21 protein-coding genes are annotated in these 25,817 nt (G+C 60.3%); 13 read left to right on the plus strand and 8 right to left on the minus strand.

Annotated elements, in window-relative coordinates:
• The first annotated feature begins 157 nt into the window (after positions 1-157).
• The 3 genes from paoA to paoC are packed head-to-tail and all read left to right on the plus strand — an operon-like array spanning position 158 to position 3,929.
• Positions 158-781: an aldehyde dehydrogenase iron-sulfur subunit PaoA gene (gene paoA / locus U6037_RS17485; protein WP_322843916.1), complete on the plus strand. Its 624-nt coding sequence runs from the start codon at positions 158-160 to the stop codon at positions 779-781.
• Positions 778-1,734, plus strand: coding sequence for a xanthine dehydrogenase family protein subunit M (locus tag U6037_RS17490; protein ID WP_322843917.1), 957 nt, complete (start codon positions 778-780; stop codon positions 1,732-1,734). The genes paoA and U6037_RS17490 overlap by 4 nt, the downstream gene beginning before the upstream one ends.
• Complete coding sequence (paoC, locus tag U6037_RS17495) at positions 1,731-3,929, plus strand: aldehyde oxidoreductase molybdenum-binding subunit PaoC (RefSeq protein ID WP_322843918.1); 2,199 nt, start codon at positions 1,731-1,733, stop codon at positions 3,927-3,929. Before U6037_RS17490 ends, paoC begins: the two co-directional genes overlap by 4 nt.
• Before the next feature lie 292 nt (positions 3,930-4,221).
• Here paoC and U6037_RS17500 read toward each other — a convergent pair whose 3' ends face one another.
• Positions 4,222-4,698 (minus strand): cupin domain-containing protein, encoded by a 477-nt coding sequence (locus tag U6037_RS17500; RefSeq protein WP_322843919.1) that lies wholly within the window; start codon positions 4,696-4,698, stop codon positions 4,222-4,224.
• Positions 4,699-4,795: 97 nt separating this feature from the next.
• Here U6037_RS17500 and U6037_RS17505 point away from each other — a divergent pair, with 97 nt between their 5' ends.
• Positions 4,796-5,689: a LysR family transcriptional regulator gene (locus U6037_RS17505; RefSeq protein ID WP_322843920.1), complete on the plus strand. Its 894-nt coding sequence runs from the start codon at positions 4,796-4,798 to the stop codon at positions 5,687-5,689.
• 19 nt (positions 5,690-5,708) lie between these two features.
• Here U6037_RS17505 and U6037_RS17510 read toward each other — a convergent pair whose 3' ends face one another.
• Positions 5,709-6,653, minus strand: a complete 945-nt coding sequence (locus U6037_RS17510) for an aldo/keto reductase (RefSeq protein ID WP_322843921.1) — start codon at positions 6,651-6,653, stop codon at positions 5,709-5,711.
• Positions 6,654-6,765: 112 nt separating this feature from the next.
• Here U6037_RS17510 and U6037_RS17515 point away from each other — a divergent pair, with 112 nt between their 5' ends.
• Both U6037_RS17515 and U6037_RS17520 read left to right on the plus strand, forming a co-directional pair.
• The gene (locus tag U6037_RS17515) at positions 6,766-7,536 is read left to right on the plus strand and encodes an alpha/beta hydrolase (RefSeq protein WP_322843922.1); all 771 of its coding nucleotides are present in this window, start codon (positions 6,766-6,768) and stop codon (positions 7,534-7,536) included.
• Between the two features lie 274 nt (positions 7,537-7,810).
• Complete coding sequence (locus U6037_RS17520; RefSeq protein WP_322843923.1) at positions 7,811-8,677, plus strand: CAP domain-containing protein; 867 nt, start codon at positions 7,811-7,813, stop codon at positions 8,675-8,677.
• On the opposite strand, the gene U6037_RS17525 is transcribed toward U6037_RS17520, so the two are convergent.
• The 3 genes from U6037_RS17525 to U6037_RS17535 all read right to left on the minus strand — a co-directional run bounded on the left by U6037_RS17525 (position 8,647) and on the right by U6037_RS17535 (position 12,617).
• Positions 8,647-9,588 carry a DHH family protein gene (locus U6037_RS17525; protein ID WP_322843924.1) on the minus strand — a complete coding sequence of 314 codons (942 nt, stop codon included), beginning with the start codon at positions 9,586-9,588 and terminating at the stop codon, positions 8,647-8,649. The genes U6037_RS17520 and U6037_RS17525 overlap by 31 nt on opposite strands.
• Positions 9,589-9,690: 102 nt before the next feature.
• Positions 9,691-10,974, minus strand: a complete 1,284-nt coding sequence (locus U6037_RS17530) for a Zn-dependent hydrolase (RefSeq protein ID WP_322843925.1) — start codon at positions 10,972-10,974, stop codon at positions 9,691-9,693.
• Positions 10,975-11,132: 158 nt separating this feature from the next.
• The gene (locus U6037_RS17535; protein WP_322843926.1) at positions 11,133-12,617 is read right to left on the minus strand and encodes an NCS1 family nucleobase:cation symporter-1; all 1,485 of its coding nucleotides are present in this window, start codon (positions 12,615-12,617) and stop codon (positions 11,133-11,135) included.
• Positions 12,618-13,242: 625 nt separating this feature from the next.
• Between U6037_RS17535 and hydA the strand changes: the two genes are divergently transcribed.
• From hydA to preA, 3 genes are all read left to right on the plus strand, one after another.
• Positions 13,243-14,682, plus strand: coding sequence for a dihydropyrimidinase (gene hydA / locus U6037_RS17540; protein ID WP_102899263.1), 1,440 nt, complete (start codon positions 13,243-13,245; stop codon positions 14,680-14,682).
• Between the two features lie 164 nt (positions 14,683-14,846).
• Positions 14,847-16,214, plus strand: a complete 1,368-nt coding sequence (locus tag U6037_RS17545) for an NAD(P)-dependent oxidoreductase (protein ID WP_322843927.1) — start codon at positions 14,847-14,849, stop codon at positions 16,212-16,214.
• A complete protein-coding gene (preA, locus tag U6037_RS17550; RefSeq protein ID WP_322843928.1) occupies positions 16,215-17,489 on the plus strand; it encodes an NAD-dependent dihydropyrimidine dehydrogenase subunit PreA in 1,275 nt (424 codons plus the stop codon).
• Positions 17,490-18,072: 583 nt separating this feature from the next.
• Here preA and U6037_RS17555 read toward each other — a convergent pair.
• Positions 18,073-18,693 carry a TetR/AcrR family transcriptional regulator gene (locus U6037_RS17555; protein ID WP_038365564.1) on the minus strand — a complete coding sequence of 207 codons (621 nt, stop codon included), beginning with the start codon at positions 18,691-18,693 and terminating at the stop codon, positions 18,073-18,075.
• A 139-nt stretch (positions 18,694-18,832) separates the two neighbouring features.
• On the opposite strand from U6037_RS17555, the gene copC reads away from it, so the two are divergent.
• Both copC and copD read left to right on the plus strand, forming a co-directional pair.
• Positions 18,833-19,195, plus strand: a complete 363-nt coding sequence (copC, locus tag U6037_RS17560) for a copper homeostasis periplasmic binding protein CopC (protein WP_322843929.1) — start codon at positions 18,833-18,835, stop codon at positions 19,193-19,195.
• Positions 19,196-19,198: 3 nt separating this feature from the next.
• Positions 19,199-20,056 (plus strand): copper homeostasis membrane protein CopD, encoded by an 858-nt coding sequence (copD, locus tag U6037_RS17565; RefSeq protein ID WP_322843930.1) that lies wholly within the window; start codon positions 19,199-19,201, stop codon positions 20,054-20,056.
• A 115-nt stretch (positions 20,057-20,171) separates the two neighbouring features.
• Here copD and U6037_RS17570 read toward each other — a convergent pair whose 3' ends face one another.
• Together U6037_RS17570 and U6037_RS17575 are read right to left on the minus strand one after the other, a co-directional pair.
• The gene (locus tag U6037_RS17570) at positions 20,172-21,314 is read right to left on the minus strand and encodes an HlyD family secretion protein (RefSeq protein ID WP_322843931.1); all 1,143 of its coding nucleotides are present in this window, start codon (positions 21,312-21,314) and stop codon (positions 20,172-20,174) included.
• Positions 21,311-22,966, minus strand: a complete 1,656-nt coding sequence (locus U6037_RS17575; RefSeq protein ID WP_322843932.1) for an MFS transporter — start codon at positions 22,964-22,966, stop codon at positions 21,311-21,313. Before U6037_RS17575 ends, U6037_RS17570 begins: the two co-directional genes overlap by 4 nt.
• 307 nt (positions 22,967-23,273) lie before the next feature.
• Here U6037_RS17575 and U6037_RS17580 point away from each other — a divergent pair, with 307 nt between their 5' ends.
• Positions 23,274-24,560, plus strand: a complete 1,287-nt coding sequence (locus tag U6037_RS17580; RefSeq protein ID WP_322843933.1) for an OprD family porin — start codon at positions 23,274-23,276, stop codon at positions 24,558-24,560.
• Positions 24,561-24,976: 416 nt separating this feature from the next.
• Positions 24,977-25,801: an NAD-dependent epimerase/dehydratase family protein gene (locus tag U6037_RS17585; protein WP_016986822.1), complete on the plus strand. Its 825-nt coding sequence runs from the start codon at positions 24,977-24,979 to the stop codon at positions 25,799-25,801.
• Positions 25,802-25,817 lie beyond the last annotated feature (16 nt).

The raw sequence follows: 25,817 nt of genomic DNA on the forward strand, positions 1-25,817 counted from the left end.
TTGATGAGCCACCTGCATAACTCTATAGCGAAAATCCGCAAAAACCTTTTCCTCTCATCAGCAGTCACTCCATAACGAGACCGGCGATGACGCTGGCTGCCCGCTTGGGCCATCCACGACCCTGCTGCCCTGATGAAGAGAGAAAAGGAATCGAACCATGACGATTTCCCGACGCAGATTTCTGATCCTCGGCGCCGTGACCGCTACTGCCTTCGCGATGCCACCGTTTATCAGCCTCAAGGCCTACGCGGCCACTCTGGAGCAATCGGCCATGAGCAAAGTGACGATCAATGTCAACGGCCAGCCGCGCGAGCTGGATGTCGACACACGCACTACCCTGCTCGATGCCCTGCGCGAACACCTGCAACTGACCGGCACTAAAAAAGGCTGCGACCACGGCCAGTGCGGCGCCTGCACGGTGATCGCCGATGGCCGGCGGATCAATTCCTGCCTGACGTTAGCGGTGATGCACGAAGGCAGCGAAGTCACCACCATTGAAGGCCTCGGTATGCCTGACAAGCTGCACCCGATGCAAGCCGCGTTTATCAAGCACGACGGCTATCAGTGTGGTTATTGCACGCCCGGGCAAATCTGTTCGGCGGTGGCGGTGATCAAAGAAATCCGCGACGGTATTCCCAGCCATGTCAGTGAAAGCCTCACCGAGGCGCCGCAGTTGATCGCCAGCGAATTTCAGGAACGCATGAGCGGCAATATCTGCCGCTGCGGCGCCTACTCGAACATCATCGAAGCCATCACTGAAGTTGCGGAGGTGCCGGCATGAGACCGTTCAATTACAGCCGTGCCGACTCCCCCGCCGCAGCCGCCGCACAAGCTGCGCAAGTCGAAGGTGCGCGATTTATCGCCGGCGGCACCAACCTGCTGGATTTGATGAAACTCGACATCGAAACGCCGCTGCACCTGATCGACGTCAATCACCTCGGGCTGGACCAGATCGAGGCCACGCCCGAAGGCGGATTGCGCATTGGCGCGCTGGTGCGCAACACCGATCTGGCGGCCGACGCGCGCGTCAGAAAAGATTACGCCTTGCTCTCCCGCGCCCTGCTCGCCGGGGCTTCCGGGCAGTTGCGCAACATGGCGAGCACCGCCGGCAACCTGCTGCAACGCACGCGCTGCCCGTACTTCTACGACACCAATCAGGCCTGCAACAAACGCCAACCCGGCAGTGGTTGTGCAGCCATTGCCGGGGTCAGTCGGCAACTGGGGATTATCGGCGTCAGCGACGCCTGCATCGCCACCCACCCGAGTGATATGGCAATCGCCATGCGGGCCTTCGATGCGCAGATTGAAACTGTCAAACCTGACGGCAGCACTCGCAGCATCGCCATGGCTGATTTTCATCAATTGCCGGGCACCACGCCGAACATTGAAACCAGCCTCACGCCTGGCGAGTTCATCACCTCGGTGACGTTGCCTGCGCCCGTCGGCGGCACCCACGTTTATCACAAGGTGCGTGATCGCTCCTCCTACGCGTTTGCGCTGGTCTCGGTCGGTCTGATCCTGCAAAAGGACGGCAGCGGTCGCGTCGCCGTCGGCGGTATTGCGCCGAAGCCGTGGCGGGTTGAAGCCGCCGAAGCGCTGCTGCCAAAAGGCGCCAAAGCCGTCAGCGAACGTCTGCTCGACGGCGCCACCCCGACCCACGACAACCAATTCAAACTGACCCTGGTCGAGCGCACGCTCGGTTCGGTGTTGGCGCAAGCGAGGGATGAAGCATGAAATTCGACACGCCCGCCACCACCAACCCGATCGACCAGTTGAAGGTCATCGGCCAACCCACCGAACGCATCGAAGGCCCGCTGAAAACCAGCGGTCAGGCGCCATACGCCTATGAGCAGCATGAGGCGGTGGCCAATCAGGCTTACGGCTTTATGGTCGGCGCGGCCATCGCCAAGGGCCGCATCAACAATATCGATCTCGAAGCAGCGAAAGCCGCGCCCGGTGTACTGGCCATCGTCACCGCCGCCAACGCCGGCAAACTCGGCAAGGGCAAGTACAACGCCGCCCATTTGTTGGCCGGGCCGGAGATTCAGCACTACCACCAGGCTGTCGCGCTGGTGGTGGCCGAGACGTTCGAGCAGGCCCGCGCGGCTGCGCAAATGGTCAAAGTCGATTACGTCGCTGCCAAAGGCGAGTTCGATCTGGCCAGCGTGCGCGATAAAGGCGTCGAGCCAAAAGAGGAGTTGCCCGACGTCAGCCACGGTGATTTCGCCAAGGCGTTCGCCGCTGCGCCGGTGCAGTTCGACCAGACCTACACCACGCCGGATCAGTCCCACGCGATGATGGAACCGCACGCCACATTAGCAGCTTGGAAAGGCGATCAACTGACCCTGTGGACGTCGAACCAGATGATTGCCTGGAGCGTCGGCGACATCGCCACAACACTTGGTTTGCCGAAAGAAAAAGTCCGGCTGATGTCGCCCTACATTGGCGGCGGTTTCGGCGGCAAACTGTTCGTGCGCGCCGATGCAATTCTGGCCGCCCTCGGTGCACGGATGGCTGGCAGACCGGTAAAAGTCGCCCTCGCCCGCCCGCAGATCGCCAACAACACCACCCACCGCCCGGCGACAATTCAGCGCATTCGCATGGGTGCGACAGCGGACGGCAAACTCACCGCGATCGCCCACGAAGGCTGGTCGGGCAATCTGGCGGAAGGCAAAGTCGAGGTCGCGGCGCAACCCAGCCAGTTGCTGTACGCCGCTGAAAATCGCCAGGTCAGCATGCGTCTGGCACCGCTGGATCTGCCCGAAGGCAACGCGATGCGTGCACCCGGTGAAACCCCGGGGCTGATGGTGCTGGAAATCGCCATGGACGAAATGGCCGAACAGCTCAAGCTTGATCCGGTGCAGTTCCGCATTATCAATGACACGCAAGTCGATCCAGTAAAAACCGAACGACCGTTTTCGCAGCGGCGCCTGATCGAATGCCTGCAGACCGGCGCCGAGAAATTCGGCTGGAACCAGCGCAATGCGCAGCCGGGTACACGTCGCGAAGGGCGCTGGCTGATCGGCATGGGTGTGGCCGCCGCGATCCGCAACAACCTGCTGGTCAAGTCGGGCGCGCGGGTGCGGCTGGAGCGCGATGGCAAGGTCACGGTGGAAACCGACATGACCGATATCGGCACCGGCAGCTACACAATCATTGCGCAGACGGCGGCCGAGATGATGGGCGTCGGGTTGAAGGATGTCACTGTGCATCTGGGCGATTCGAGCTTCCCGGTGTCGGCAGGTTCCGGCGGGCAATTCGGCGCCAACTGCTCGACCGCCGGGGTGTATGCCGCGTGCATGAAACTGCGTGAGGCGGTGGCTGGCAAACTGGGCATGGCGGCGGATCAGGCGGAGTTTGTCGACGGTCAGGTGCGGCTCGGCGACAAGAGCGTGCCGATGCGCAACGCTGCGCAGGACGGCGTTGTGGTGGCTGAGGACAGCATCGAGTTTGCCGACTTGGCCGAGAAGTATCAGCAGTCGACCTTTGGTGCGCATTTCGTTGAGGTCGCGGTGGATGCGGCGACCGGGGAAGTGCGTGTGCGCCGCATGTTGGCGGTGTGCGCGGCCGGGCGGATTCTCAACCCGACAGCGGCGCGCAGTCAGGTGATCGGCGCGATGACCATGGGCGTCGGTGCGGCGTTGATGGAGGAGTTGGCGGTGGACAAGACGCTGGGGTTTTTCGTCAATCATGATCTGGCCGGGTATGAGGTGCCGGTGCATGCCGACATACCGCATCAGGAGGTGATTTTCCTTGATGAGACTGATCCGGTTTCCTCGCCGATGAAGGCCAAGGGTGTTGGTGAACTGGGGATTTGCGGGGTTAGTGCGGCGGTGGCGAATGCGATTTACAACGCCACGGGGGCTAGGGTGCGGGAGTATCCGATTACGCTGGACAAGATTTTGTCGTCGTTGCCGGAGATGATGTGATGACCCGTTAAAAGCCCCTCACCCTAGCCCTCTCCCAGAGGGAGAGGGGACTGATCCGGGGATATTCAGAAGCTGCATCGACTTGAACGTCCTGCTGTGAATCCATAGTCGACACAGCACTTTCAGGTCGATGGATGACGCTTTGCTGTGAGTCCATAATCGACTCGGTCTTTCAGGTCGATGTATGAAGCCAGACACCTCGGTCAGCCCCCTCTCCCTCCGGGAGAGGGCTGGGGTGAGGGAAATCAGGTAGCGCACTAGCATGGGGTGCTAGTGCGCTACCTGACAGCTTTCAGTCCGCTCGCGGATACTGCTCGGCACTCACCTGCTCCATCCACTCCACCACCTTGCCATCCAGCACTTCAGCAATAGCGATATGGGTCATCGCCGTGGTCGCAGCCGCCCCATGCCAATGCTTGGCCCCCGGCGCAATCCACACCGTATCCCCAGGACGAATCTCCCGCACCGGCTGCCCCCACTCCTGCACAAACCCAAACCCTGCCGTGACTATCAAGGTCTGTCCCAACGGATGCGTATGCCAAGCGGTACGCGCGCCCGGCTCAAACGTCACCGTAGCACCACTGACCCGCGCCGCTTCAGTGCCTTTGAACGGCGCATCGACACGCACAATGCCAGTGAACCAATCCACCGGGCCTCTGGCCGAAGCTTGTGAGCCATTGGGTGTCACGGTCACGCGGGGATTGTCATTGGCCTGCACCTCACCCGCCAACAGGGAAAGGGTCAACGCAGAAGCGGCAATCGGGTTCATGGCAATGCCTCCAGATAATCAATGCCACCACTTTACCGAGCCGAACTGTTCCGATAATCGTCTAGAATTCAAAAAAACTTATGCAGGACACTCATCAATGCTGCGTGAAAATGCCACCGACCTGCTCGCCTTCCTCGCCGTCGCCCGCGAGCGCAGCTTCACCAAAGCCGCTGCCAAACTCGGCGTTTCGCAATCGGCACTGAGCCATACCATCCGCGCCCTCGAAGCCCGTCTGGGCCTGCGCCTGCTGACCCGTACCACCCGCAGCGTCTCACCCACCGAGGCTGGCGAGCACCTGCTGCAAACCATCGGCCCACGCTTCGAAGAAATCGAAGTGGAACTCGCGGCGCTGAGCAACCTGCGCGACACCCCGGCGGGCAAGATCCGCCTCAACGCCACCGACCATTCGCTGGACTGGCTGCTGCGCCCGGTGCTCAAAACCTTTCTGCCGCAGTACCCGGACATCAGCGTCGAGGTGAGCTGCGACTATGGTTTCGTCGACATCGCCGGGCAAGGTTTCGACGCCGGCGTGCGCCTGGGCGAAGACGTCGCGCAAGGCATGATCGCCACCCGCATCGGCCCCGACATGCGCATGGCGGTGGTGGGCTCACCTGCCTACTTCGCCAGACGGTCCGTGCCGAAAACGCCACGGGATCTGACCGATCACGCCTGCAACAACCTGCGTTTGCCCACTAATGGCGGGTTGTACAGCTGGGAATTCGAGAAGGATGGCGAAAGCCTGAAGGTGCGGGTGTCCGGGCAGATCACCCTGAACGGCGTCTACCCGCTGCTCGACGCTGCGCTGGACGGTTTCGGCCTGAGTTACATCCCGGAAAACATCGTCGCCCCCTTTCTGGTCGACGGCCGTTTGCGGCAAGTGCTGGAAGACTGGTGCCCGACGTTTGCCGGCTATCACCTGTATTACCCGAGCCGGCGTCAGGCTGCGCCGGCGTTTGCGTTGTTGCTGGAGGCGTTGCGCTATCGCGGCTGAGCGCCGTCGACGAGATTGATTACCCCGCTAAGGCAATCAACTGATGCCGCTGCGCATCGGTGAGCATCGGCCCGAACCCGGCCTTTGCGTTATCAGCCATGTAGCGCGGATTACCTGTCCCCGGAATCACGCACGTCACCGCCGAATGCGAGAGCAGAAACTTCAACGCCAGTTGCGGCCAACTGTTGACCTGCACATCCGACACCCAGCCCGGCAACGGTTTGCCTTTGAGACGCGCGAGCACACCGCCGCCGCCGAATGGCCGATTACAGATCACCGCCACACCGCGTTCGCGGCACAAAGGCAAAATACGTTTCTCCACCCCTCGATCATCAAGGGCGTAATTGATTTGCAGAAAATCCAGTGGCTCGGCTTTCAGCACTGCTTCGACTTCCTCGTAGGCTGAGGGCGTGTAATGGGTGATGCCGATGTAACGGATGCGCCCCTGGGCTTTCCATTCACGCAAGATCGGCAGGTGGGTTTGCCAGTCGAGCAGGTTGTGAATCTGCATCAGGTCGATGCGTTCGGTGCGCAGCAGGCTGAACGATTGCTCCATCTGCGCGATGCCCTCCTCGCGCCCGCGCGTCCACACCTTGGTTGCCAGAAACGCCGGCGAACGCGGTTCGTGGATCGACAGCAGTTCACCGGTGGTTTCCTCTGCCCGGCCATACATGGGTGAACTGTCGATCAGCGTTCCGCCCTTGGTGAACAGCTCATCGAGCACCGCCGGTAGCTGCCGATAGGCCGGATCACCGGGGGCGACATCGAAACCGCGATAGGTGCCCAAGCCCACGATGGGTAGCAATTCGGAGCTGGACGGGATGGCGCGGGTCTGCATGGCGTGGCCTCCGGTAGTCGCGGGCGTCGTCGCGGTGGCCAACGCCCGATCAAAGGTGAAGACCGCCGAAACCCCGGCAGCCAGCGTGAGCAATCGGCGACGGGAGTAACCCTCAGTGTGGCTCATGCTGGTTCCCCTGCTGCGTGGATCTGTTGCATGTTGTGTGTGCGAGCGGTCCGGTTGCAGGGCTGGACTACACTGCGACAGCCAACCTTCACACACCGTTAAAAGTAGCCGAATGTCCCGAACCCTGATGTCACTCGTCGCATTGATCGTTGCCGTGTACCTGGTGCTGTGCGCGGCGCTGTTCTTTTTTCAGCGTTCGCTGATCTATTTTCCGCAGCCCAATGCTGTCATCAGCAGCGACTCACAACTGACCCTGTCGATGCCGGACGCACAGGTTTCAGTGATCACCCGCGAGCGCGTCGGGCCCCGGGCGCTGATCTACTTTGGCGGCAATGCCGAGGACGTTTCGCGCAACCTGCCGGAGTTTGCCGAGGCGTTTCCTGAATACGCGGTGTATCTGCTCAACTATCGCGGCTTTGGTGGCAGCGGTGGTTCACCGTCCGAGAAAGCGATTGCCGAGGATGCGCTGGCGCTGTTCGATCAGGTCTATGCCAGTCATCCGCAGGTTTCGCTAGTTGGCCGCAGCCTGGGATCGGGCGTCGCCGTGCGTCTGGCCAGCCAACGGCCAGTGCAAAATCTGATTCTGGTGACGCCCTACAACAGCCTCGAAGAAATCGCGGCACGGCAATACCCGTGGGTGCCGGTGAAGTGGTTGCTCAAGGATCGCTTTGAATCGGGCAAGTACGCCGCGCATATCCGTGTGCCGACGCTGCTGCTCGCGGCCAGCGACGACGAGGTGATTCCACGCGCCAGCACGCAGCGCTTGCTTGAGAACTTCCCGCAAGGCGTGGCACTGCTCAGAGTGGTGCCGGATTCGGGGCATAACTCGATCTCGGATCGTGCGCAGTATTTGCAGTGGATGGCGGATGTGTTGAATCGCTGATTTGTGATCCGCCTGTGTTTTTTGTGTTGTTTTCAGTGACGCCATCGCGAGCAGGCTCACTCCTACAGGGGAACGCATTCCAAATGTAGGAGTGAGCCTGCTCGCGATGGCGTCATCAAACACAACATTGCACTCGGCTTGATCCTGCCCGTCGTCGCCCTCCGATAAACCCTCCCCGCCCTTTGAACCAAGTCGAAAAAGCCCAGTCCTACTCGCGCCGCATTCTGCGGTTCACTCAACCTTCGCGCTGTCCCTCTTCAGAGCTGCCCGTCTCATGCGCCACGCCGTTCGTTCGTCTCGCTTCGTTTCGCTGTGCCTGATGATCCTTTCACCGTTGTTCGCTGAAATCGCCCATGCCGGTGCGGAGCGACAACTGGTGGCCGCCATCAACGACTATCGCGCCCACCCGCAACGCTGCGATCGACGCCCGGCGCAGCGTTTGGCACCGCTATCGCTGAAGTCGAACCTGGCCTTGCCGATCGGTTATCGCTACGCCGGGGGCATGCGTGAAGCGTTGAAGTCGTCCGGCTATTCCGCCGTCGCGGTGCGCAGTATTCGCGTAATCGGCGCTGAGGATGCCGAAGAGGCTTTCGACCTGCTGCAAGACGAGCACTGCGCTGCGCTGCTGGATGCGAGCTACGCCGACATCGGCGTCAGTCGGTCGCGCAATGAGTGGCAAGTAGTGTTGGCGCAACCGGTGCTCGACAGTCGCGTTGGCGATAATCGCAGCGTCGGCAAGGCGCTGCTGGCAGAGGTCAACGCCGCGCGCGCCCGGCCCCGGATGTGCGGCCGCCAGCGATTCGCCGCCGCCCGGCCATTGAGCTGGAACGCCGCGCTGGGCGCCGCCGCACAGGGGCACAGCAAAGCCATGGCTTACGGCAACTACTTCGCCCACCGCGACCCGGATGGCGACCTGCCTGCAGATCGCGCCCGCGCGGCCGGTTATCGCGGTCGACAAATCGGCGAAAACATCGCCGCCGGGCAGAGTTCGCCGGGCAAGGCCATGGCCGGCTGGCTGGCCAGCCCCGGGCACTGCGCCAATCTGATGAACCCGATGTTTACCCAGGTCGGCGCCGGGTTTGCCAGTGAGGCGCGCAGTGATGAAGGGGTTTACTGGACGATGGTGTTTGGTGCGCAGTAACTGCCAGCCTCCAGTGCCAACTTCAACAGTTCCTTGCGCAGCATTGACGGCGCCTGAACGGCCAATCCGGCCTGCCAGTCGAGTGGCAACAAGCGATTGAGCTTTTGCTGGCTGACCTCGGCTGGCGCCAGAAAGCAGCTTTTGCGGTCGCGGATACTGATTACATTCAGCAGCCAGTCATCGCCCTGCTCCGCCATCCAGCGCTTGATCCGCGGCAGGTGTTTTTGCAGCAAAGCGTCGGCATCCCATACGGTCATTTGGGCGAAGAAGCCTGGCAGGTTGTTTTCGGGCTTCATACATTTCGAGTCGGCTGCCAATGCAGCGGGCAGGTCCGATTCGATGCTTGCCTGACATTCGCGAAAATACTGCTGGGGCCAGTCTGCCGGCAGTTTCGCGCGTGACGCGAGGTCGGCGTAGGCCTCGATGTCCGCTGGCGTGGTCATCTGCCCGGTAAAGTTCAGCGTGTTGTCGAGAATCGCCGTCGCCAGCAAAGCGGCACTTGGCACGCTGATCTGCGGCAGCACACCGGCCGTCTGCCAACGCTGAAAAACCTGAGTCGCTGCGGCGCCGATCGGGCGGATATCGGCAGCAGATCCAAGCTTCTGCTGCCAATAGTTTTCGTAGCCGGGATGATGGTCGATGACCTCCACTACCCGTTCGAGCACCACCAGTGGGTCGAAATGCTGATAGTCGGAGACATCGACCAAGACGAACTCATCGACCGACGTCGGCTGGTAGTCGTGAAAAGTCGCGGCCCAGCCGAGCACGCTTGGCGAAACGCTGGCGTTGGCTGGCGCGCTGCTGACGGCGCGGGCGGGAATGCCTTGCAGGTTGAGCAATTCGGCATAGGCAATGCAGCAGGCGTAGGCGTCGATGTCCAGATAGGACGCGCCGGAGGTGATGATTTTCATGGGCCGGCAACATCGCACAGGTTTATGACGTTTGGATGAAAGGAAAAGATCGCAGCCGTGTTTCGCTCGGCAGTGCTTACACGGCTGCGATCTTTTTTGTTGTTACGCCGCAGCTTTACCGGCGGCCACCATCGCCGAAGCCGCCAGCATCGCCCGCAACAACACCGCACACCCCGCTGCCAGATCATCCGGCGCAGCGTTTTCGATTTCGTTGTGGCTGATGCCGCCTTCGCACGGCACAAAAATCATCCCGGCCGGGCCGAGTTCAGCGAGGAAAATCGCGTCATGCCCGGCGCCGCTGACGATGTCCATGTGCGACAAGCCAAGCCCTTTTGCCGCGCCGCGCACGGCTTCCACACAGCCCTTTTCGAAATACAGCGGCGGGAAGTCGGCAGTCGGGGTCAGTTCATAAGTCAGGCCATGTTCTTCGCAGGTGGCGTCGATGACTTGCTTCACCTCAGCGATCATCGAATCCAGCCGCGCCGGTTCCAAGTGACGGAAGTCGAGGGTCATGCGCACTTCGCCGGGAATGACGTTGCGCGAGCCGGGATAGGCTTGCAGGCAGCCGACCGTACCGCAGGCATGCGGCTGGTGGCCGAGGGCGGCGCGGTTGACGGCGCCGACGATCACCGAGGCGCCGACCAGTGCATCTTTGCGCAGGTGCATCGGTGTCGGTCCGGCATGCGCTTCGACGCCGCGCAGCTTGAGGTCAAACCACTTCTGTCCCAGCGCGCCAAGCACCACTCCGATGGTTTTCTGCTCGTCTTCGAGGATCGGGCCTTGTTCGATGTGTGCTTCGAAATAGGCGCCGACCTTGTGCCCGCTGACTTTACGCGGACCCGCGTAGCCAATGGCGTTCAGCGCTTCGCCAACGGTGACGCCATCGGCATCGACTTTGGCGAGGGTTTCTTCGAGGGTGAATTTCTCCGCGAACACGCCGGAACCCATCATGCACGGAGCGAATCGCGAGCCTTCTTCGTTGGTCCAGACCACCACTTCCAGCGGCGCTTCGGTTTCCACTTTGAGGTCGTTGAGGGTGCGCAGGACTTCGACGCCGGCCAGTACGCCGAAGCAGCCGTCGAACTTGCCGCCGGTGGGTTGCGTATCGATGTGGCTGCCGGTCATCACCGGCGGCAGGTTCGGATTGCGTCCCGGGCGACGGGCGAAGATGTTGCCGACGGCATCGACCGTGACGCTGCATCCGGCGTCCTTGCACCATTGCACGAACAGGTCGCGGGCCTGGCGGTCGAGATCGGTGAGGGCCAGGCGACAGACCCCTCCCTTGACCGTCGCGCCGAGTTTGGCCAGTTCCATGAGCGACGCCCACAAGCGGTCGCGGTTGATGTGCTGATGGCTCGATTGCAGAACGTCTACGGCTGCGTTCATGGGGATCTCCTCAGGCTGCTTTTCTTATGGATGTCGCTGTGGTGCCTGGTAGACCGCTATCGCTGGCAAGCCAGCTCCCACAGGTTTTTGAGTGAACACACAATTTGTGTACGACTCGATCCCTGTGGGAGCTGGCTTGCCAGCGATGGGGCCCTCATTCACACCGCTGTTTTCACGACCGAAGGCTGCGCACGCATCACGCACAACCCGTAATAAATCAATCCGCCCAACGCCGAGCCAGTGAACCAGCCGTAGCTGTAAAACCAGCTGAACGCATCGCTGCCCAGCGACAACAAGGTCAGCACCACTGGCACACCAAACGCGAGAAACCCGGCCCAATTCCACGCTGGATACACGTCGTCGCGGTACAGCCCGGCGAGGTCCAGTTGCTGTTTCTTGATCAGGAAATAATCCACCACCATGATCCCGGCAATCGGCCCGAGCAGGCTTGAATAGCCCAGCAACCAGTTGGAATACACGGTCTCCAGGCTGACATCGGAAACGATCAAGCCAAGCTTTTTCAGCAGCTCATGGCCCATCAACAACAATCCGACCAGACCGGTCAGCAACACCGCTTTGGTGCGGTTGATCACCTTCGGCGCGATGTTCTGGAAGTCGTTGGTCGGCGAGACGATATTGGCGGCGGTGTTGGTCGACAGCGTGGCAATAATGATCAACGCCATGGCCACCGCGACCCACACCGGGCTCTGGATATGGCCGATCAGGCTGACTGGATCAGATACGGTCACGCCGACCAGTTTCACCGACGCCGCGGTCATGATCACGCCCAGTGAGGCGAACAGAAACATGGTCAGCGGCAAGCCGAAAATCTGCCCGAGGATCTGATCTTTCTGGCTCTTGGCGTAACGGCTGAAGTCCGGAATGTTCAGCGACAAAGTCGCCCAGAAGCCGACCATCGCCGTCAGCCCGGCGGCGAAGTAACCGTACACGCTCGCACCTTCCGGGCGTTTGGCCGGGATCGCCATCAGTTCGCTCATCGACACATTGGGCATCGCCCACACCAGCAGACCGATGCCGACCGCCACCAGCAGCGGTGCCGACAACGTTTCCAGCCACTTGATCGACTCGGCGCCGCGAATCACCACCCACAGGTTCAGCGCCCAGAACACCATGAAGCCAATCACCTCCCCTGTGCCGCCGAGGGATTTCCAGCCCTCGAACACCGAGCCGAGAAACAGGTGAATCGCCAGCCCGCCAAACATCGTCTGAATGCCGAACCAGCCACATGCGACCAACGCACGAATCAGACACGGCACGTTGGAGCCGAGAATGCCGAACGACGAGCGCAGCAACACCGGAAACGGGATGCCGTACTTGGTGCCGGGAAAAGCGTTAAGCGTCAGCGGAATCAGCACGATGATGTTGGCGAACAGAATCGCCATCAGCGCTTCACCGACGCTCAAACCGAAGTACGCCGTGAGCACGCCACCGAGGGTATAGGTCGGCACGCAGATCGACATGCCGACCCACAGCGCGGTGATGTGCCATTTGTTCCATGTTCGTTCGCGCACCTTGGTCGGCGCCATATCGTGGTTGTAACGGGGACTGTCGAGGACGTCGCTGCCGGCTTCGAGCTCGAACAAGCCGTCGCGCTCGGTCACTTGCGATCTGATCTGTTGCATGGCCGCTCCACTGTTCTTCTGATTATTTTTTTGCTCATCAGGCGGCTTGCACACGCAGGTGCAGCCGGACGATGGCCGGAGGAACTGACAACTTTCATGCACCGGCCACGGTGTCAGCGGCGGCATCAATAAACGTGCCGGGTGCCCCGCTTGCGCATCGGGCGGTACTGCAAACGTTTTGCAACTTCCTGATATTCATCAGTTTTAATTATTCACCTTGCCGGTCCGCGAAAACTTGTCTGAACGCTCAGGCTTAACGTCGGGCAAGTTGTTCGAACTGTCAGGACTCAATCTGGTGCACTGCATTTATTTTCATTGTGAGCGAGCAGCCGCAGCTCAACTTCAAGCGGCTGATTTCACATACAAAATCTTGCTCATATTTCCATCCTGTCAAGTGCGTCAAAATGGTGAACGGCCTCACCATTTTGGTGATTTGCAGTTTTTATCGTTATTTTTCATATAGTTAAAACAGCAATAAGCTTATAAAAAATAATCTTGATCTATTGCAAATCTGCGACTAGCTTCTATTCCTGACAGCGCTGACAGGAATACGCTCTGCAACGCTGTACATCAATAAAACATCTAGAACCGACACAAGTCGGTCAATGCCTGCGAGGAACTCGGAATGTCTCTGTTGATCCGTGGCGCCACCGTTGTTACCCATGATGAAAGTTATCGCGCCGACGTCTATTGCGCCGACGGCGTGATCAAAGCCATTGGTGAAAACCTTGATATTCCCGCCGGCGCCGAAGTGCTCGACGGCAGTGGCCAATACCTGATGCCCGGCGGCATCGACCCGCACACCCACATGCAGCTTCCGTTCATGGGCACTGTGGCCAGTGAAGACTTTTACAGTGGCACGGCGGCGGGACTGGCCGGTGGCACCACATCAATCATCGACTTTGTGATTCCCAATCCGCAGCAGTCACTGATGGAAGCGTTTCATCAGTGGCGCGGCTGGGCGGAAAAGTCCGCGTCCGACTATGGCTTCCACGTTGCAATCACCTGGTGGAGCGAGCAGGTACGTGAGGAAATGGCCGAGCTGGTCAGCCATCACGGCATCAACAGCTTCAAGCATTTCATGGCTTACAAGAACGCGATCATGGCCGCCGACGACACACTGGTGGCGAGTTTCGAGCGTTGCCTCGAACTCGGTGCGGTGCCGACCGTGCATGCGGAGAACGGCGAGTTGGTCTATCACCTGCAACGCAAGTTGATGGCCCAGGGCATCACCGGCCCGGAGGCGCATCCGCTGTCGCGGCCGTCGCAGGTTGAAGGTGAAGCGGCGAGCCGGGCGATTCGCATTGCCGAAACCATTGGCACGCCGCTGTATCTGGTGCACGTCTCGACCAAAGAAGCCCTCGACGAAATCACCTATGCGCGCAGCAAGGGCCAACCGGTGTACGGCGAAGTGCTCGCCGGGCATTTGCTGCTCGACGACAGCGTCTATCAACACCCGGACTGGCAAACCGCTGCCGGTTATGTGATGAGCCCACCGTTCCGCCCGCGCGGTCATCAGGAAGCGCTGTGGCACGGTCTGCAAAACGGCAATCTGCACACCACCGCGACTGACCATTGCTGCTTCTGCGCGGAGCAAAAAGCCGCCGGCCGTGATGACTTCAGCAAGATTCCCAACGGCACGGCGGGTATCGAAGATCGCATGGCAGTGCTTTGGGATGAGGGGGTTAACTCCGGGCGTTTGTCGATGCAGGATTTCGTCGCCCTCACCTCCACCAACACCGCAAAAATCTTCAACCTCTACCCACGCAAAGGCGCGATTCGCGTCGGCGCCGATGCCGATCTGGTGCTATGGGATCCGCAAGGTACCCGCACCATTTCCGCCAAGACCCACCATCAGCAGGTGGACTTCAACATCTTCGAAGGCAAGACCGTGCGCGGCGTGCCGAGTCATACCGTCAGCCAGGGCCGGCTGGTCTGGGCCGACGGCGACCTGCGTGCGGAGCGTGGCGCCGGGCGGTATATCGAGCGGCCGGCTTATCCGGCGGTGTTTGATTTGCTGAGCAAGCGGGCTGAGCAACATAAGCCAGTTGCTGTGAAACGCTGAAATCGGCCTTCGGCCTATCGCTGGCAAGCCAGCTCCCACAGGGATCTATGGTGCTCACAAAACCTTGTGGGAGCTGGCTTGCCAGCGATGAGGCCATCCCGAACGCTACAAAAACCACTGCCCATCAGAGGCAGAGAACCTCAATAACCGTGAGGCAAAAAACCGTGATCGAGACCCTGAACCATCTCCCCCACCCGCACGAAAGCGCGGCCGCCCTCGCCGGGCATTTCACCGATCTGGCGCCGCCGCTCAACGACCGGCAGGCGCATCTGGAAGCTTCGCGCTGCCTTTATTGCTACGACGCACCGTGCGTGAATGCGTGCCCGAGCGAGATCGACATCCCGTCGTTCATCCGCAATATTCACCAGGACAACGTCACCGGTGCCGCGACGAAAATCCTCTCGGCGAACATCCTCGGTGGCAGTTGCGCGCGGGTCTGTCCGACAGAAATCCTCTGTCAGCAAGCCTGCGTGCGCAACAACGCCCACGAATGCGCGCCGGTGCTGATCGGCCTGCTGCAACGCTATGCCGTCGACAACGCGCACTTCAGCGAGCACCCGTTCCAGCGCGCCGCCGCCACCGGTAAACGCATTGCCGTGGTCGGTGCCGGGCCGGCTGGTCTGTCGTGCGCCCATCGCAGCGCCATGCACGGTCACGACGTGGTGATTTTCGAAGCACGGGAGAAGGCTGGCGGCCTCAATGAGTACGGAATCGCCAAGTACAAACTGGTCGACGACTACGCGCAGAAGGAACTGGATTTCCTCCTGCAAATCGGCGGCATCGAAATTCGTCATGGTCAGAAGCTTGGCGAGAATCTGACGCTGAGTGAACTGCATCAGCAGTTCGACGCGGTGTTCCTCGGCCTCGGCCTCAACGCCAGCAAACAACTCGGCCTACCCCACGAAGATGCCCCGGGCTTGCTCGCTGCGACCGATTACATCCGCGAATTGCGCCAGGCCGATGACCTCACGCAACTGCCACTGGCCGAACGCTGCATCGTCCTCGGTGCCGGCAACACCGCGATCGACATGGCCGTGCAAATGGCCCGGCTCGGTGCCCGCGACGTCAATCTGGTGTATCGCCGTGGCGCCGCCGACATGGGCGCCACCGGACATGAGCAAGACATCGCCAAAGCCAATCAGGTGCGCCTGCTGACCTGGGCACAACCGGAAGAAGTCTTGCTCGACGCTCAGGGCCATGTGCGCGGCATGCGTTTCGCCCGCACCGGTCTGGTCGACGGTCGCCTGCAAACCACCGGCGAGACCTTCGAACTGGTCGCCGACGCGATCTTCAAAGCCATCGGCCAAGCCTTCGATGGCAGCGCCCTCGCCGACCCGCTGGCCCGTGAACTGAAGCGTCAGGGCGAACGCATCTACGTCGATGAAAACCTGCGCACCAGCATCCCCGGCGTGTATGCCGGCGGCGACTGCACCAGCCTCGATCAGGACCTCACCGTGCAAGCCGTGCAGCACGGCAAACGCGCCGCCGAGGCGATCAACGCTCAACTGATGCTTAACGTGGAGGCTGCGTAAATGGCCGATCTCTCGATAGTCTTCGCCGGCATCAAAGCGCCAAATCCGTTCTGGCTGGCCTCCGCGCCGCCGACCGACAAAGCCTACAACGTCGTCCGCGCCTTTGAAGCAGGCTGGGGTGGCGTGGTCTGGAAAACCCTCGGTGAGGATCCGGCGGCGGTCAACGTCTCGTCGCGCTACTCAGCGCATTACGGCAATAACCGCGAAGTGCTCGGCATCAATAACATCGAGCTGATCACCGACCGTTCGCTGGAAATCAACCTGCGTGAAATCACCCAGGTGAAAAAGGACTGGCCGGATCGCGCCTTGATCGTTTCGCTGATGGTGCCGTGCGTCGAGGAGTCGTGGAAATACATTCTGCCGCTGGTGGAAGCCACCGGCGCTGACGGTATCGAGCTGAATTTCGGCTGCCCGCACGGCATGCCTGAACGGGGCATGGGCGCGGCGGTCGGTCAGGTGCCGGAGTACGTCGAGCAGGTCACGCGCTGGTGCAAGACCTATTGCTCGCTGCCGGTGATCGTCAAACTGACGCCGAACATCACCGACATCCGCGTCGCTGCCCGCGCAGCCCATCGTGGTGGCGCCGATGCGGTGTCGCTGATCAATACGATCAACTCGATTACCAGCGTCGACCTGGAACACATGGTCGCCCTGCCCACCGTCGGCAGCAAAAGCACCCACGGCGGTTATTGCGGCTCGGCAGTGAAGCCGATTGCGCTGAACATGGTCGCCGAAATCGCCCGCGATCCACAGACCCATGGCTTGCCGATTTGTGGGATTGGCGGCATCGGCAGTTGGCGCGATGCGGCGGAGTTCATCGCGCTGGGCAGCGGCGCGGTGCAGGTGTGCACGGCGGCGATGCTGCATGGCTTTCGCATTGTCGAAGAGATGAAGGATGGGTTGTCGCGGTGGATGGACAGTCAGGGTTACGCCAGCATCAGTGAGTTTTCCGGGCGCGCGGTGGGCAATACCACGGACTGGAAGTACCTCGACATCAACTATCAGGTGATCGCCAAGATTGATCAGGACGCGTGCATTGGTTGCGGGCGTTGCCACATTGCTTGCGAGGACACTTCACATCAGGCGATTGGCAGTCTGAAGCAGGCGGACGGCACGCATAAATATGAAGTGATTGATGAGGAGTGTGTGGGCTGCAATTTGTGTCAGATCACTTGTCCGGTGGCGGATTGCATCGAGATGGTGCCGATGGAGACTGGCAAGCCGTTTCTCGATTGGAATCATGACCCGCGGAATCCGTATCACGTTGCGGTCTAGCCCCTCACCCTAACCCTCTCCCAAAGGGAGAGGGGACTGATTGGGGGATATTTCAGAAATCCACCGACGTGAACGATTTGCTTTGAATCCGCAATCGACTCGGTTCTTCAGGTCGATGTACCTCGAGAGACACCTCGGTCGGCCCCCTCTCCCTCCGGGAGAGGGGACTGATTGGGGGATGCTTCAGAAATCCACCGACGTGAACGATTTGCTTTGAATCCGCAATCGACTCGGTTCTTCAGGTCGATGTACCTCGAGAGACACCTCGGTCGGCCCCCTCTCCCTCCGGGAGAGGGGACTGATTGGGGGATGCTTCAGAAATCCACCGACGTGAACGATTTGCTTTGAATCCATAATCGACCCGGTCTTTCAGGTCGATGTACCTCGAGAGACACGTCCGTAGGCCCCCTCTCCCTCCGGGAGAGGGGACTGATTGGGGGATGCTTCAGAAATCCACCGACGTGAACGATTTGCTTTGAATCCGCAATCGACTCGGTTCTTCAGGTCGATGTACCTCGAGAGACACCTCGGTAGGCCCCCTCTCCCTCCGGGAGAGGGCTGGGGTGAGGGTCGGCTTTTGCTTTTAGGGTTCCAGCCCGATCCCACGCAAGATCACACTCGTCACCGTCTGCACCGCCCGCTCAAACTGCATATCCGACAACGGCTGATGCTCATTCAGAATATTCACCTGATGATCAAAGTCGGCATAGTGCTGGGTCGACGCCCAGATCATGTACAGCAGGCTCGACGGTTCCACCGGCAAAATCCGCTTGTCCTCGACCCACTGGCGAATCTTCGCTTCCTTCATCTTCGCCCAGTCATACAGGCTGACATCCAGTGCCTCGCCCAGCGTTGGCGCGCCGTGGATGATTTCGTTGGCCCAGACTTTCGAGCCGTACGGCCGACTGCGCGAGTGATTCATCTTGGCGCGGATATAGCTGCTCAGTACCACGCGCGGGTCGTCGAACATTTCGAAGCACAGCGCATCCTGTTTCCACACTTCCAGCAGGTCGAACAGCACCGCGCTGTACAGCTCGCTCTTGGTGCTGAAGTAGTAATGCAGGTTGGAACGCGGCAGTTGCACTTCAGCCGCAATGTCGGCCATGGCGGTGCCGCCGAAGCCTTTTTCGGCGAAGACTTTCTCCGCCGCCAGAAGGATTTTCTCGACGTTACTGCGGCGAATTTCGATCTTGTGATTGCCCATAAGGGCTCCCTGACAACAGCGTTGCCCAAGACTAGCATCCGCTCTGGTCCGCGGGCGACCGCTGCAAACAAAACTTCGTACAGCCGTGCGCGGATGGCTAAACTGACGGCTTCTTTGTCTTGCCTCAGAGGTATCCGCGATGCTGTTCAAGAACGTCCTGACCACCACTGCCCTGCTCGCTTCGCTGTTCGCCGCATCCTCGGTATTCGCTCACGCCCACCTGAAAAACCAGACCCCGGCGGCCGACAGCACCGTCGCTGCCCCGGCCGATTTGCGCCTGACCTTTTCCGAAGGCGTCGAAGCCAGTTTCACCAAAGTCACCGTGTCCAAGGATGGCGCAGCAGTCGCGCTCAAGCCGCTGACCACCGAGGGCGACAAGAAAACCCTGATCGTCACCCCTGCTGCTCCGCTGACCGCTGGCGAGTACAAAGTCGAATGGCATGCCGTTTCAGTCGACACGCACAAAAGCGAAGGCGCCTATCAGTTCAAGGTTGGCCAGTAACCCATGAGCGAAGCGCTGGTGCTGTGCCGCTTTGTGCATTTCATCGTGGTGTTGATGCTGTTCGGGGCCTGGCTGTTCAGGCCATTGCTGCTCAAGGATGAAGCGCCGCAAGTGGACCGGCACCTGGCGCGACTGGCGCGTTGGCTGACCGCGATTGCGCTGGCCAGCGGGATTGTCTGGGCGCTGCTGATTACCGCGAGCATGGCCGGTTCAGCCGCAGCGGCGTTTGATCCAGACACGGTTGCGCTGGTCTTGGGCAATACGTTTTTCGGTCAGGTGTGGCGTTGGCACCTGCTGATCAATGCCGCGCTGTTGGCGTTGCTGTTCACACCTTGGCGCTCAAGCATGCCGTTGCGGTTGGCCTTGAGTACGTTGTTGCTGGCGACCTTGGCACCGGTCGGGCACGGAGCGATGCTCGATGGTTTGAGCGGGCAACTGCTGATTCTCAACCAGATCGTTCATCTGACTTGCGTGGCGGCGTGGCTTGGCGGGTTGTTGTTGCTGGTGTTGATTCTGCGTCAGCCGAGTGAGCCGATGCGCGAGGTTTTGCGGCGCTTCAGTGGAGTGGGTTATGCGTTGGTCGCGGGGCTGCTGATCACGGGGTTGATCAATGTGCGCGTGCTGACTGGTCAGTGGTGGCCGACGCCGCTGTTCAGCGGGTTTGCCCTGATTCTGTTGATCAAGGCGATGATCGTGCTGGGGATGCTTGGGCTGGCGCTGTTCAACCGCTTGCGGGTTGAGGATTGCGAACAGCGGATGGGCGCGCTCAAGCGCAGTGTGATGCTCGAATGGCTGCTGGGCATTGGCGCGGTGGCGGCCGTCTCGCTGCTCGGTACCCTGCCGCCGATGATCTCTGGATAAACACAGTTCAAATGTGGGAGCGAGCCTGCTCGCGAAAGCGCTGTGTCAGATAAAGAAATGTTACTGATACGACGCTTTCGCGAGCAGGCTCGCTCCCACAGGGTTATGCATTGTGTCAGTGAGGTTGTGTGTCGCCTGCTGCGGTATCGATGCTGACCACCACCGACATCCCCGGCCGCAAGCGTTCCTCTTCCTGCTGATCAGCATCAATGGTGATTCGTACCGGCACGCGCTGGGCGATTTTCACAAAGTTGCCGGTGGCATTATCCGCCTGCAACAGCGCAAATTCAGACCCCGTACCCGGGGAAATATGCTGCACATGCCCGGTGAATCGGCGGTGGTTCAAGGCATCGACAGTGAAGCGCACCGGTTGCCCGACGCGCACGTTGTCCATCTGGGTTTCCTTCATGTTGGCGATTACCCATTTCTGGTTCGGCACCAGCGCCATCAACTGCGCGCCGGAGTTGACGTAGGCGCCGAGGCGCACGCCGATCTGCCCGAGCTGACCGTCACGCGGCGCGACGATGCGGGTGTTCGACAGATCGATCCGCGCCAGTTGCACCGCCGCTTCGGCGCTGGCCACTGCGGCTTCCAGCGAGCCGCGATTGATGATCACCGTTTGCAGATCCTGACGGGCGATTTCCAGATTGGCCTTGGCTTGCGCCACGGCGGCAACGCTTTGCGCATTGGCCGCCAGCGCCACATCCATCTCGCGCTTGGACACCGAACCGTCGCGCACCAATTCCTGATTCCGTCGCAGATCAGCCTCGCTTTTGCGCAACTGCGCTTCGCTGTCGGCCTGCACGGCCTGACGCAATTTGATTGTCGCCTCGGCGCTGTTGCGCTGCTGCACCACATTGGCCAGCGCCGCTTTTTGCACCGCCAATTGCGCCAGTGACTGGTCGAGGCGCTGCTGATAGATGCGGTCATCCAGGCGCACCAACAAATCGCCAGCCTTCACGTACTGGAAATCCTGCACCGGTACTTCGTAGACATAACCGGCGAGTTGCGGACCGATGATCGTCACTTGCCCACGAATCAGCGCGTTTTCGGTGGTTTCAACCGCACTGCTGAACGGCGGCAGTTGCCAGGCATAAAGCACAATCAACACGCCAACGATGGCAATCGCCGCGAAGCCCATGGAAGAAATAATCCGCACGCGCAACGAGCGTGGCTCGGTGTTCGGCGATGACGGCGGCGCCACACCTTCGGGCGTGGCGGCAATGGCATTGGTGGTTGTGGTGGTCGGTTCGGTCATGAAGAAGGGGCACCGCTCGAAGGTACGGAAGGCGTGGCGGCGACGGCTTTGGTGGTGCTCATCAGCCACAGCGCACGAATGGAAATCCAGATCATGGTCAGCACCGCAATCACGGCGATCAACATGAAGACATCGTTGTAGGCCAGCACGTTCGCTTCGCGCGTGGCGGCGTTGGACAGGCTGCGAATGCCGGCGAGGTTGCGCAGGCTCGGGTCGGCGAGCAACGAGCCATACGCCGAACCACCGCTCTGCACCCGCGCAGCGACCAGTGGATCGGACATCACCAGATGCTCGACGATGTGGCTGGAGTGGAATTTTTCCCGGACGATCTGGAAAGTACCAAGCAATGCCGCGCCGATCAGTCCGCCAAGGTTGTTACAGATCCCGAACAGCACGGAAAAACTCACCAGATTGCGCGGATTGGTCAGCACGTTGCGCGTGCCGAGGACCATGGTCGGACCGAGGAAAAACGTGCTGCCGAAGGCCAGCAGGAACTGGCTGAAGTACAGGTTTTCCGGGCGGGTCAGGTTGTTCGAATAACTGTCCATCACCGAACCGGTGGCCATCAGCGCCAACGAGATGATCAGCGGCATGATCAGGTGTTTCGGGTCGATGGTCAGCGCACTGGTCAACAGCCCGGCGACACTGCCCAGCAGCATCACCACGTACAGGCTGTGCAATTGCTGACTGCTCATATTCAGGTTTTGCATGAAGCCGACCGCGCCGGTGGATTGTTCGGAGGTCACCATGCGAATCAGCACCACCGCCAACGCTAGCCGCACCATCGCCCCGCTGCCCAGCCATCGGGTCATCAGCAGCGGGTTGCTGCGATTATGTTCGATGGCCAGGCCCATGACGATCAGCGCAATCGACGAGGCCAGGGCAACGCCAATCCAGTCCGCCTCCAGCCACCAGTCGATGCGCCCCAGCGACAACACCGCACACAACAACGCCACGCCCGTGGCGAGAATGGCGAAAGTGAGGAAGTCGAGTTTTTCGAAGGTTTTGAAGCGGTCGCCCGGCGGCAATTTGAGCAGCAACACACAACCCAGCGACAGCAACGCCATGCCCAATTCGAACAGGTACAAGCCGCGCCATTCGGCGATCTGCAGCAAGTCTTCGGAGAACAAACGCGCCAGCGGCAACGCCAGTTGCGAGGTGCCGAGACCGAGCACCAGCGCCTTCATCCGCCACTTCGCCGGAAACGCCTGAACCATGTAATACAGGCCCAGCGAACTCAGCGCCGCGCCGACCATGCCGTGGGCCGCCCGCACCGCTACCGCTGAATTCAGATCGTTGACGAACAGATGGCCGAAGGTCACCAACGCATACAACACCAGAAACACCTCGGTGAATGCACGCAAACCGAACTGCTGGCGAAACTTCACCAGCAACAGGTTCATCGACACGTTGGTCATCACATACGCTGCCGGCAGCCAGGCCATTTCTGCGGTGGTCGCGCCGAGTGCGCCCTGCAGATAAGGCAGGTTGGCGACCACCAGCGAGTTGCCCAAACCACCGGTCAACGCCACCAGCAAACCGACCAGCGCATAGGCCAGGCGCTTGGGATTGGAGTGCAACGGCGTCGAGGGGGAACCGGGCAGACTGGGCTTTTCGTGCGGCTGCCAGTTGCGCGGGGCGTATTGATCCATTGAAAGGCCTTGTGCGGAGGGTGGGTGAAGTTTGCCGCAAATTCATCGGCAACACACATCCCATGGACAACACAAATCCTTGTAGGAGTGAGCCTGCTCGCGATCGCGGAGTGTCAGTCAACATTTTCATCTCAGATAGACCGTTATCGCGAGCAGGCTCACTCCTACAGGAGATCCGGGTGAACCAAAAAGTCATCGTATAACTTAGTGTTGACATTCCCGGGAAACCTAGGAAATATCCGCAACCACGTTGTACGACGACGTATGACAAATAATAAAAACAACAAACGAAACAGGGAGCGTCACAGTGAGCACATTCGTCTGCAATTCCGTCCGCCCTTCCCGCTTTTCCAGCCGTTCCACACTTGGCCTGATCGGCTGCAGCAGCCTCGCCCTCGCCATGCCGATGAGCGCCGATGCCGAAGGTTTTCTCGAAGACAGCAAAGCCACGCTGAACCTGCGCAACGCCTACTTCAACCGCAACTTCGTCAACCCCGCCTACCCGCAGGGCAAGGCTGAAGAGTGGACGCAGAGCTTTATCCTCGATGCCAAATCCGGCTTCACCCAAGGCACCGTCGGTTTTGGCATCGATGTGCTGGGGCTGTATTCGCAAAAGCTTGATGGCGGTAAAGGCACGGGGGGCACGCAACTGTTGCCGATCCACGATGACGGACGTCCGGCCGACAACTTCGGGCGCCTCGGTGTAGCGCTGAAGGCCAAGGTGTCGAAGACTGAACTGAAGGTCGGCGAATGGATGCCGGTGCTGCCGATCCTGCGCTCCGACGATGGCCGCTCGCTGCCGCAGACCTTTCGCGGCGGTCAGATCACGTCCACCGAGATCAATGGCCTGACCGTCTATGGCGGGCAGTTCCGTGGCAACAGCCCGCGCAACGACGCGAGCATGGAAGACATGTCGATGAACGGCCGCGGTGCGTTTACTTCCGATCGCTTCAACTTCGGCGGCGGTGAATACACCTTCAACGACAAGCGCACGCTGGTCGGCGTGTGGTACGCCGAACTCAGCGACATTTATCAGCAGCAGTACTTCAACCTCAGCCACAGCCAGCCGTTGGGCGACTGGACGCTGGGCGCCAACCTCGGTTTCTTCACCGGCAAGGAAGACGGCAGCGCCCAGGCAGGCGACCTCGACAACAAGACGGCGTTCGCTCTGCTTTCGGCGAAATACGGTGGCAACACGTTCTATGTCGGTCTGCAAAAACTCAGCGGCGACGACGCGTGGATGCGGGTCAACGGCACCAGCGGCGGCACCCTCGCCAACGACAGTTACAACGCCAGTTATGACAACGCCAAGGAACGCTCCTGGCAGCTGCGCCACGACTACAACTTCGTCGCCCTCGGCATCCCCGGGCTGACAATGATGAACCGCTACATCAGCGGCGATAACGTGCATACCGGCACGATCACCGACGGCAAGGAGTGGGGCCGCGAATCGGAACTGGCCTACACGGTGCAGAGCGGGCCGCTGAAGAACCTCAACGTGAAATGGCGTAACGCGACGATTCGTCGGGACTTCAGCACCAACGAGTTTGACGAGAACCGGATCTTTATCAGTTATCCGATTTCGTTGTTGTAAAGCCAGTCGCCACACCGAGTTTACCTGTGGGAGCGAGCCTGCTCGCGAAGGCGGCGTGTCAGTCGATGCAAGAGTTGCCTGCACCGGCCTCATCGCTGGCAAGCCAGCTCCCACAGGTATCGAAGTTGTTTTCGATGTCTGTGGCCACCACAACACCCTGTGGGAGCTGGCTTGCCAGCGATGGCGGCGGCAGATTCAGCATCGATGTTGATTGATACACCGCTTTCTCGAGCTGGCTCGCTCCCACAAGGGGATTGCATTGCAACGAAGGAGTCGTGGTGATTGAAAAGTGAAAGAGCCCCTTCGTCATTTACACCAAAAGTCGCGTTGACAAGTTCCGGAAACCCTACCGATACTTCAGCACAGTCATACGACAACCTACAACAAACCTAATAACAATGTGTCCAGGGATTGCCATGACGTCTACCTCTACTCCCCGCGCTCCATTCAATCGCCTGCTGCTGACCGGCGCTGCCGGTGGCCTGGGCAAAGTCCTGCGCGAACGTATGCGCCCTTACGCCAATGTCCTGCGTCTGTCGGACATCGCCGCCCTCGCCCCGGCTGTCGATGATCGCGAAGAAATTGTCGTCTGCGATCTGGCCGACAAACACGCCGTGCACCAATTGGTCGAAGGCGTGGATGCGATCCTGCACTTCGGCGGCGTCTCCGTTGAGCGCCCGTTCGAAGAGATTCTCGGCGCCAACATCTGCGGTGTTTTCCATATCTACGAAGCGGCGCGCCGGCATGGCGTGAAGCGGGTGATCTTCGCCAGCTCCAATCATGTCATCGGTTTCTACAAGCAGGACGAGGCGCTCGACGCCAGCTCCGCGCGCCGCCCCGACGGCTACTACGGTTTGTCCAAGTCCTACGGCGAAGACATGGCCAGTTTCTACTTCGATCGCTACGGCATCGAGACCGTCAGCATCCGCATCGGCTCCTCGTTCCCCGAACCGCAAAACCGTCGAATGATGCACACCTGGCTGAGCTTCGACGACCTCACCCAATTGCTCGAACGCGCGCTGTACACACCGAACGTCGGCCACACCGTGGTCTACGGCATGTCCGCCAACAAGGACGTCTGGTGGGACAACAAATTCGCCAGCCACCTCGGCTTCGAGGCGAAGGACAGCTCCGAAGTGTTCCGCGAAAAAGTCGAGGCGCAGCCAATGCCGGCGGCCGATGACCCGGCGCGAATCTATCAGGGCGGCGCGTTTGTCGCGGCCGGTCCGTTTGGCGACTGATCACTCTGACAACGAC

The sequence above is a fragment of the Pseudomonas sp. B33.4 genome (assembly GCF_034555375.1).
GTDB lineage: Bacteria > Pseudomonadota > Gammaproteobacteria > Pseudomonadales > Pseudomonadaceae > Aquipseudomonas.

Bases quoted from the DNA above. Each gene is read 5' to 3' on its own strand.
- U6037_RS17575 (WP_322843932.1), bottom strand. From the start codon at position 22,966: ATGGATCAATACGCCCCGCGCAACTGGCAGCCGCACGAAAAGCCCAGT.
- copC (WP_322843929.1), top strand. From the start codon at position 18,833: ATGCTGTTCAAGAACGTCCTGACCACCACTGCCCTGCTCGCTTCGCTG.
- U6037_RS17510 (WP_322843921.1), bottom strand. From the start codon at position 6,653: ATGAGCCACACTGAGGGTTACTCCCGTCGCCGATTGCTCACGCTGGCT.
- U6037_RS17515 (WP_322843922.1), top strand. From the start codon at position 6,766: ATGTCCCGAACCCTGATGTCACTCGTCGCATTGATCGTTGCCGTGTAC.
- hydA (WP_102899263.1), top strand. From the start codon at position 13,243: ATGTCTCTGTTGATCCGTGGCGCCACCGTTGTTACCCATGATGAAAGT.
- U6037_RS17570 (WP_322843931.1), bottom strand. From the start codon at position 21,314: ATGACCGAACCGACCACCACAACCACCAATGCCATTGCCGCCACGCCC.
- U6037_RS17505 (WP_322843920.1), top strand. From the start codon at position 4,796: ATGCTGCGTGAAAATGCCACCGACCTGCTCGCCTTCCTCGCCGTCGCC.
- U6037_RS17535 (WP_322843926.1), bottom strand. From the start codon at position 12,617: ATGCAACAGATCAGATCGCAAGTGACCGAGCGCGACGGCTTGTTCGAG.
- U6037_RS17520 (WP_322843923.1), top strand. From the start codon at position 7,811: ATGCGCCACGCCGTTCGTTCGTCTCGCTTCGTTTCGCTGTGCCTGATG.
- preA (WP_322843928.1), top strand. From the start codon at position 16,215: ATGGCCGATCTCTCGATAGTCTTCGCCGGCATCAAAGCGCCAAATCCG.
- U6037_RS17555 (WP_038365564.1), bottom strand. From the start codon at position 18,693: ATGGGCAATCACAAGATCGAAATTCGCCGCAGTAACGTCGAGAAAATC.
- U6037_RS17585 (WP_016986822.1), top strand. From the start codon at position 24,977: ATGACGTCTACCTCTACTCCCCGCGCTCCATTCAATCGCCTGCTGCTG.
- U6037_RS17525 (WP_322843924.1), bottom strand. From the start codon at position 9,588: ATGAAAATCATCACCTCCGGCGCGTCCTATCTGGACATCGACGCCTAC.
- copD (WP_322843930.1), top strand. From the start codon at position 19,199: ATGAGCGAAGCGCTGGTGCTGTGCCGCTTTGTGCATTTCATCGTGGTG.
- paoA (WP_322843916.1), top strand. From the start codon at position 158: ATGACGATTTCCCGACGCAGATTTCTGATCCTCGGCGCCGTGACCGCT.
- U6037_RS17530 (WP_322843925.1), bottom strand. From the start codon at position 10,974: ATGAACGCAGCCGTAGACGTTCTGCAATCGAGCCATCAGCACATCAAC.
- U6037_RS17490 (WP_322843917.1), top strand. From the start codon at position 778: ATGAGACCGTTCAATTACAGCCGTGCCGACTCCCCCGCCGCAGCCGCC.
- paoC (WP_322843918.1), top strand. From the start codon at position 1,731: ATGAAATTCGACACGCCCGCCACCACCAACCCGATCGACCAGTTGAAG.
- U6037_RS17500 (WP_322843919.1), bottom strand. From the start codon at position 4,698: ATGAACCCGATTGCCGCTTCTGCGTTGACCCTTTCCCTGTTGGCGGGT.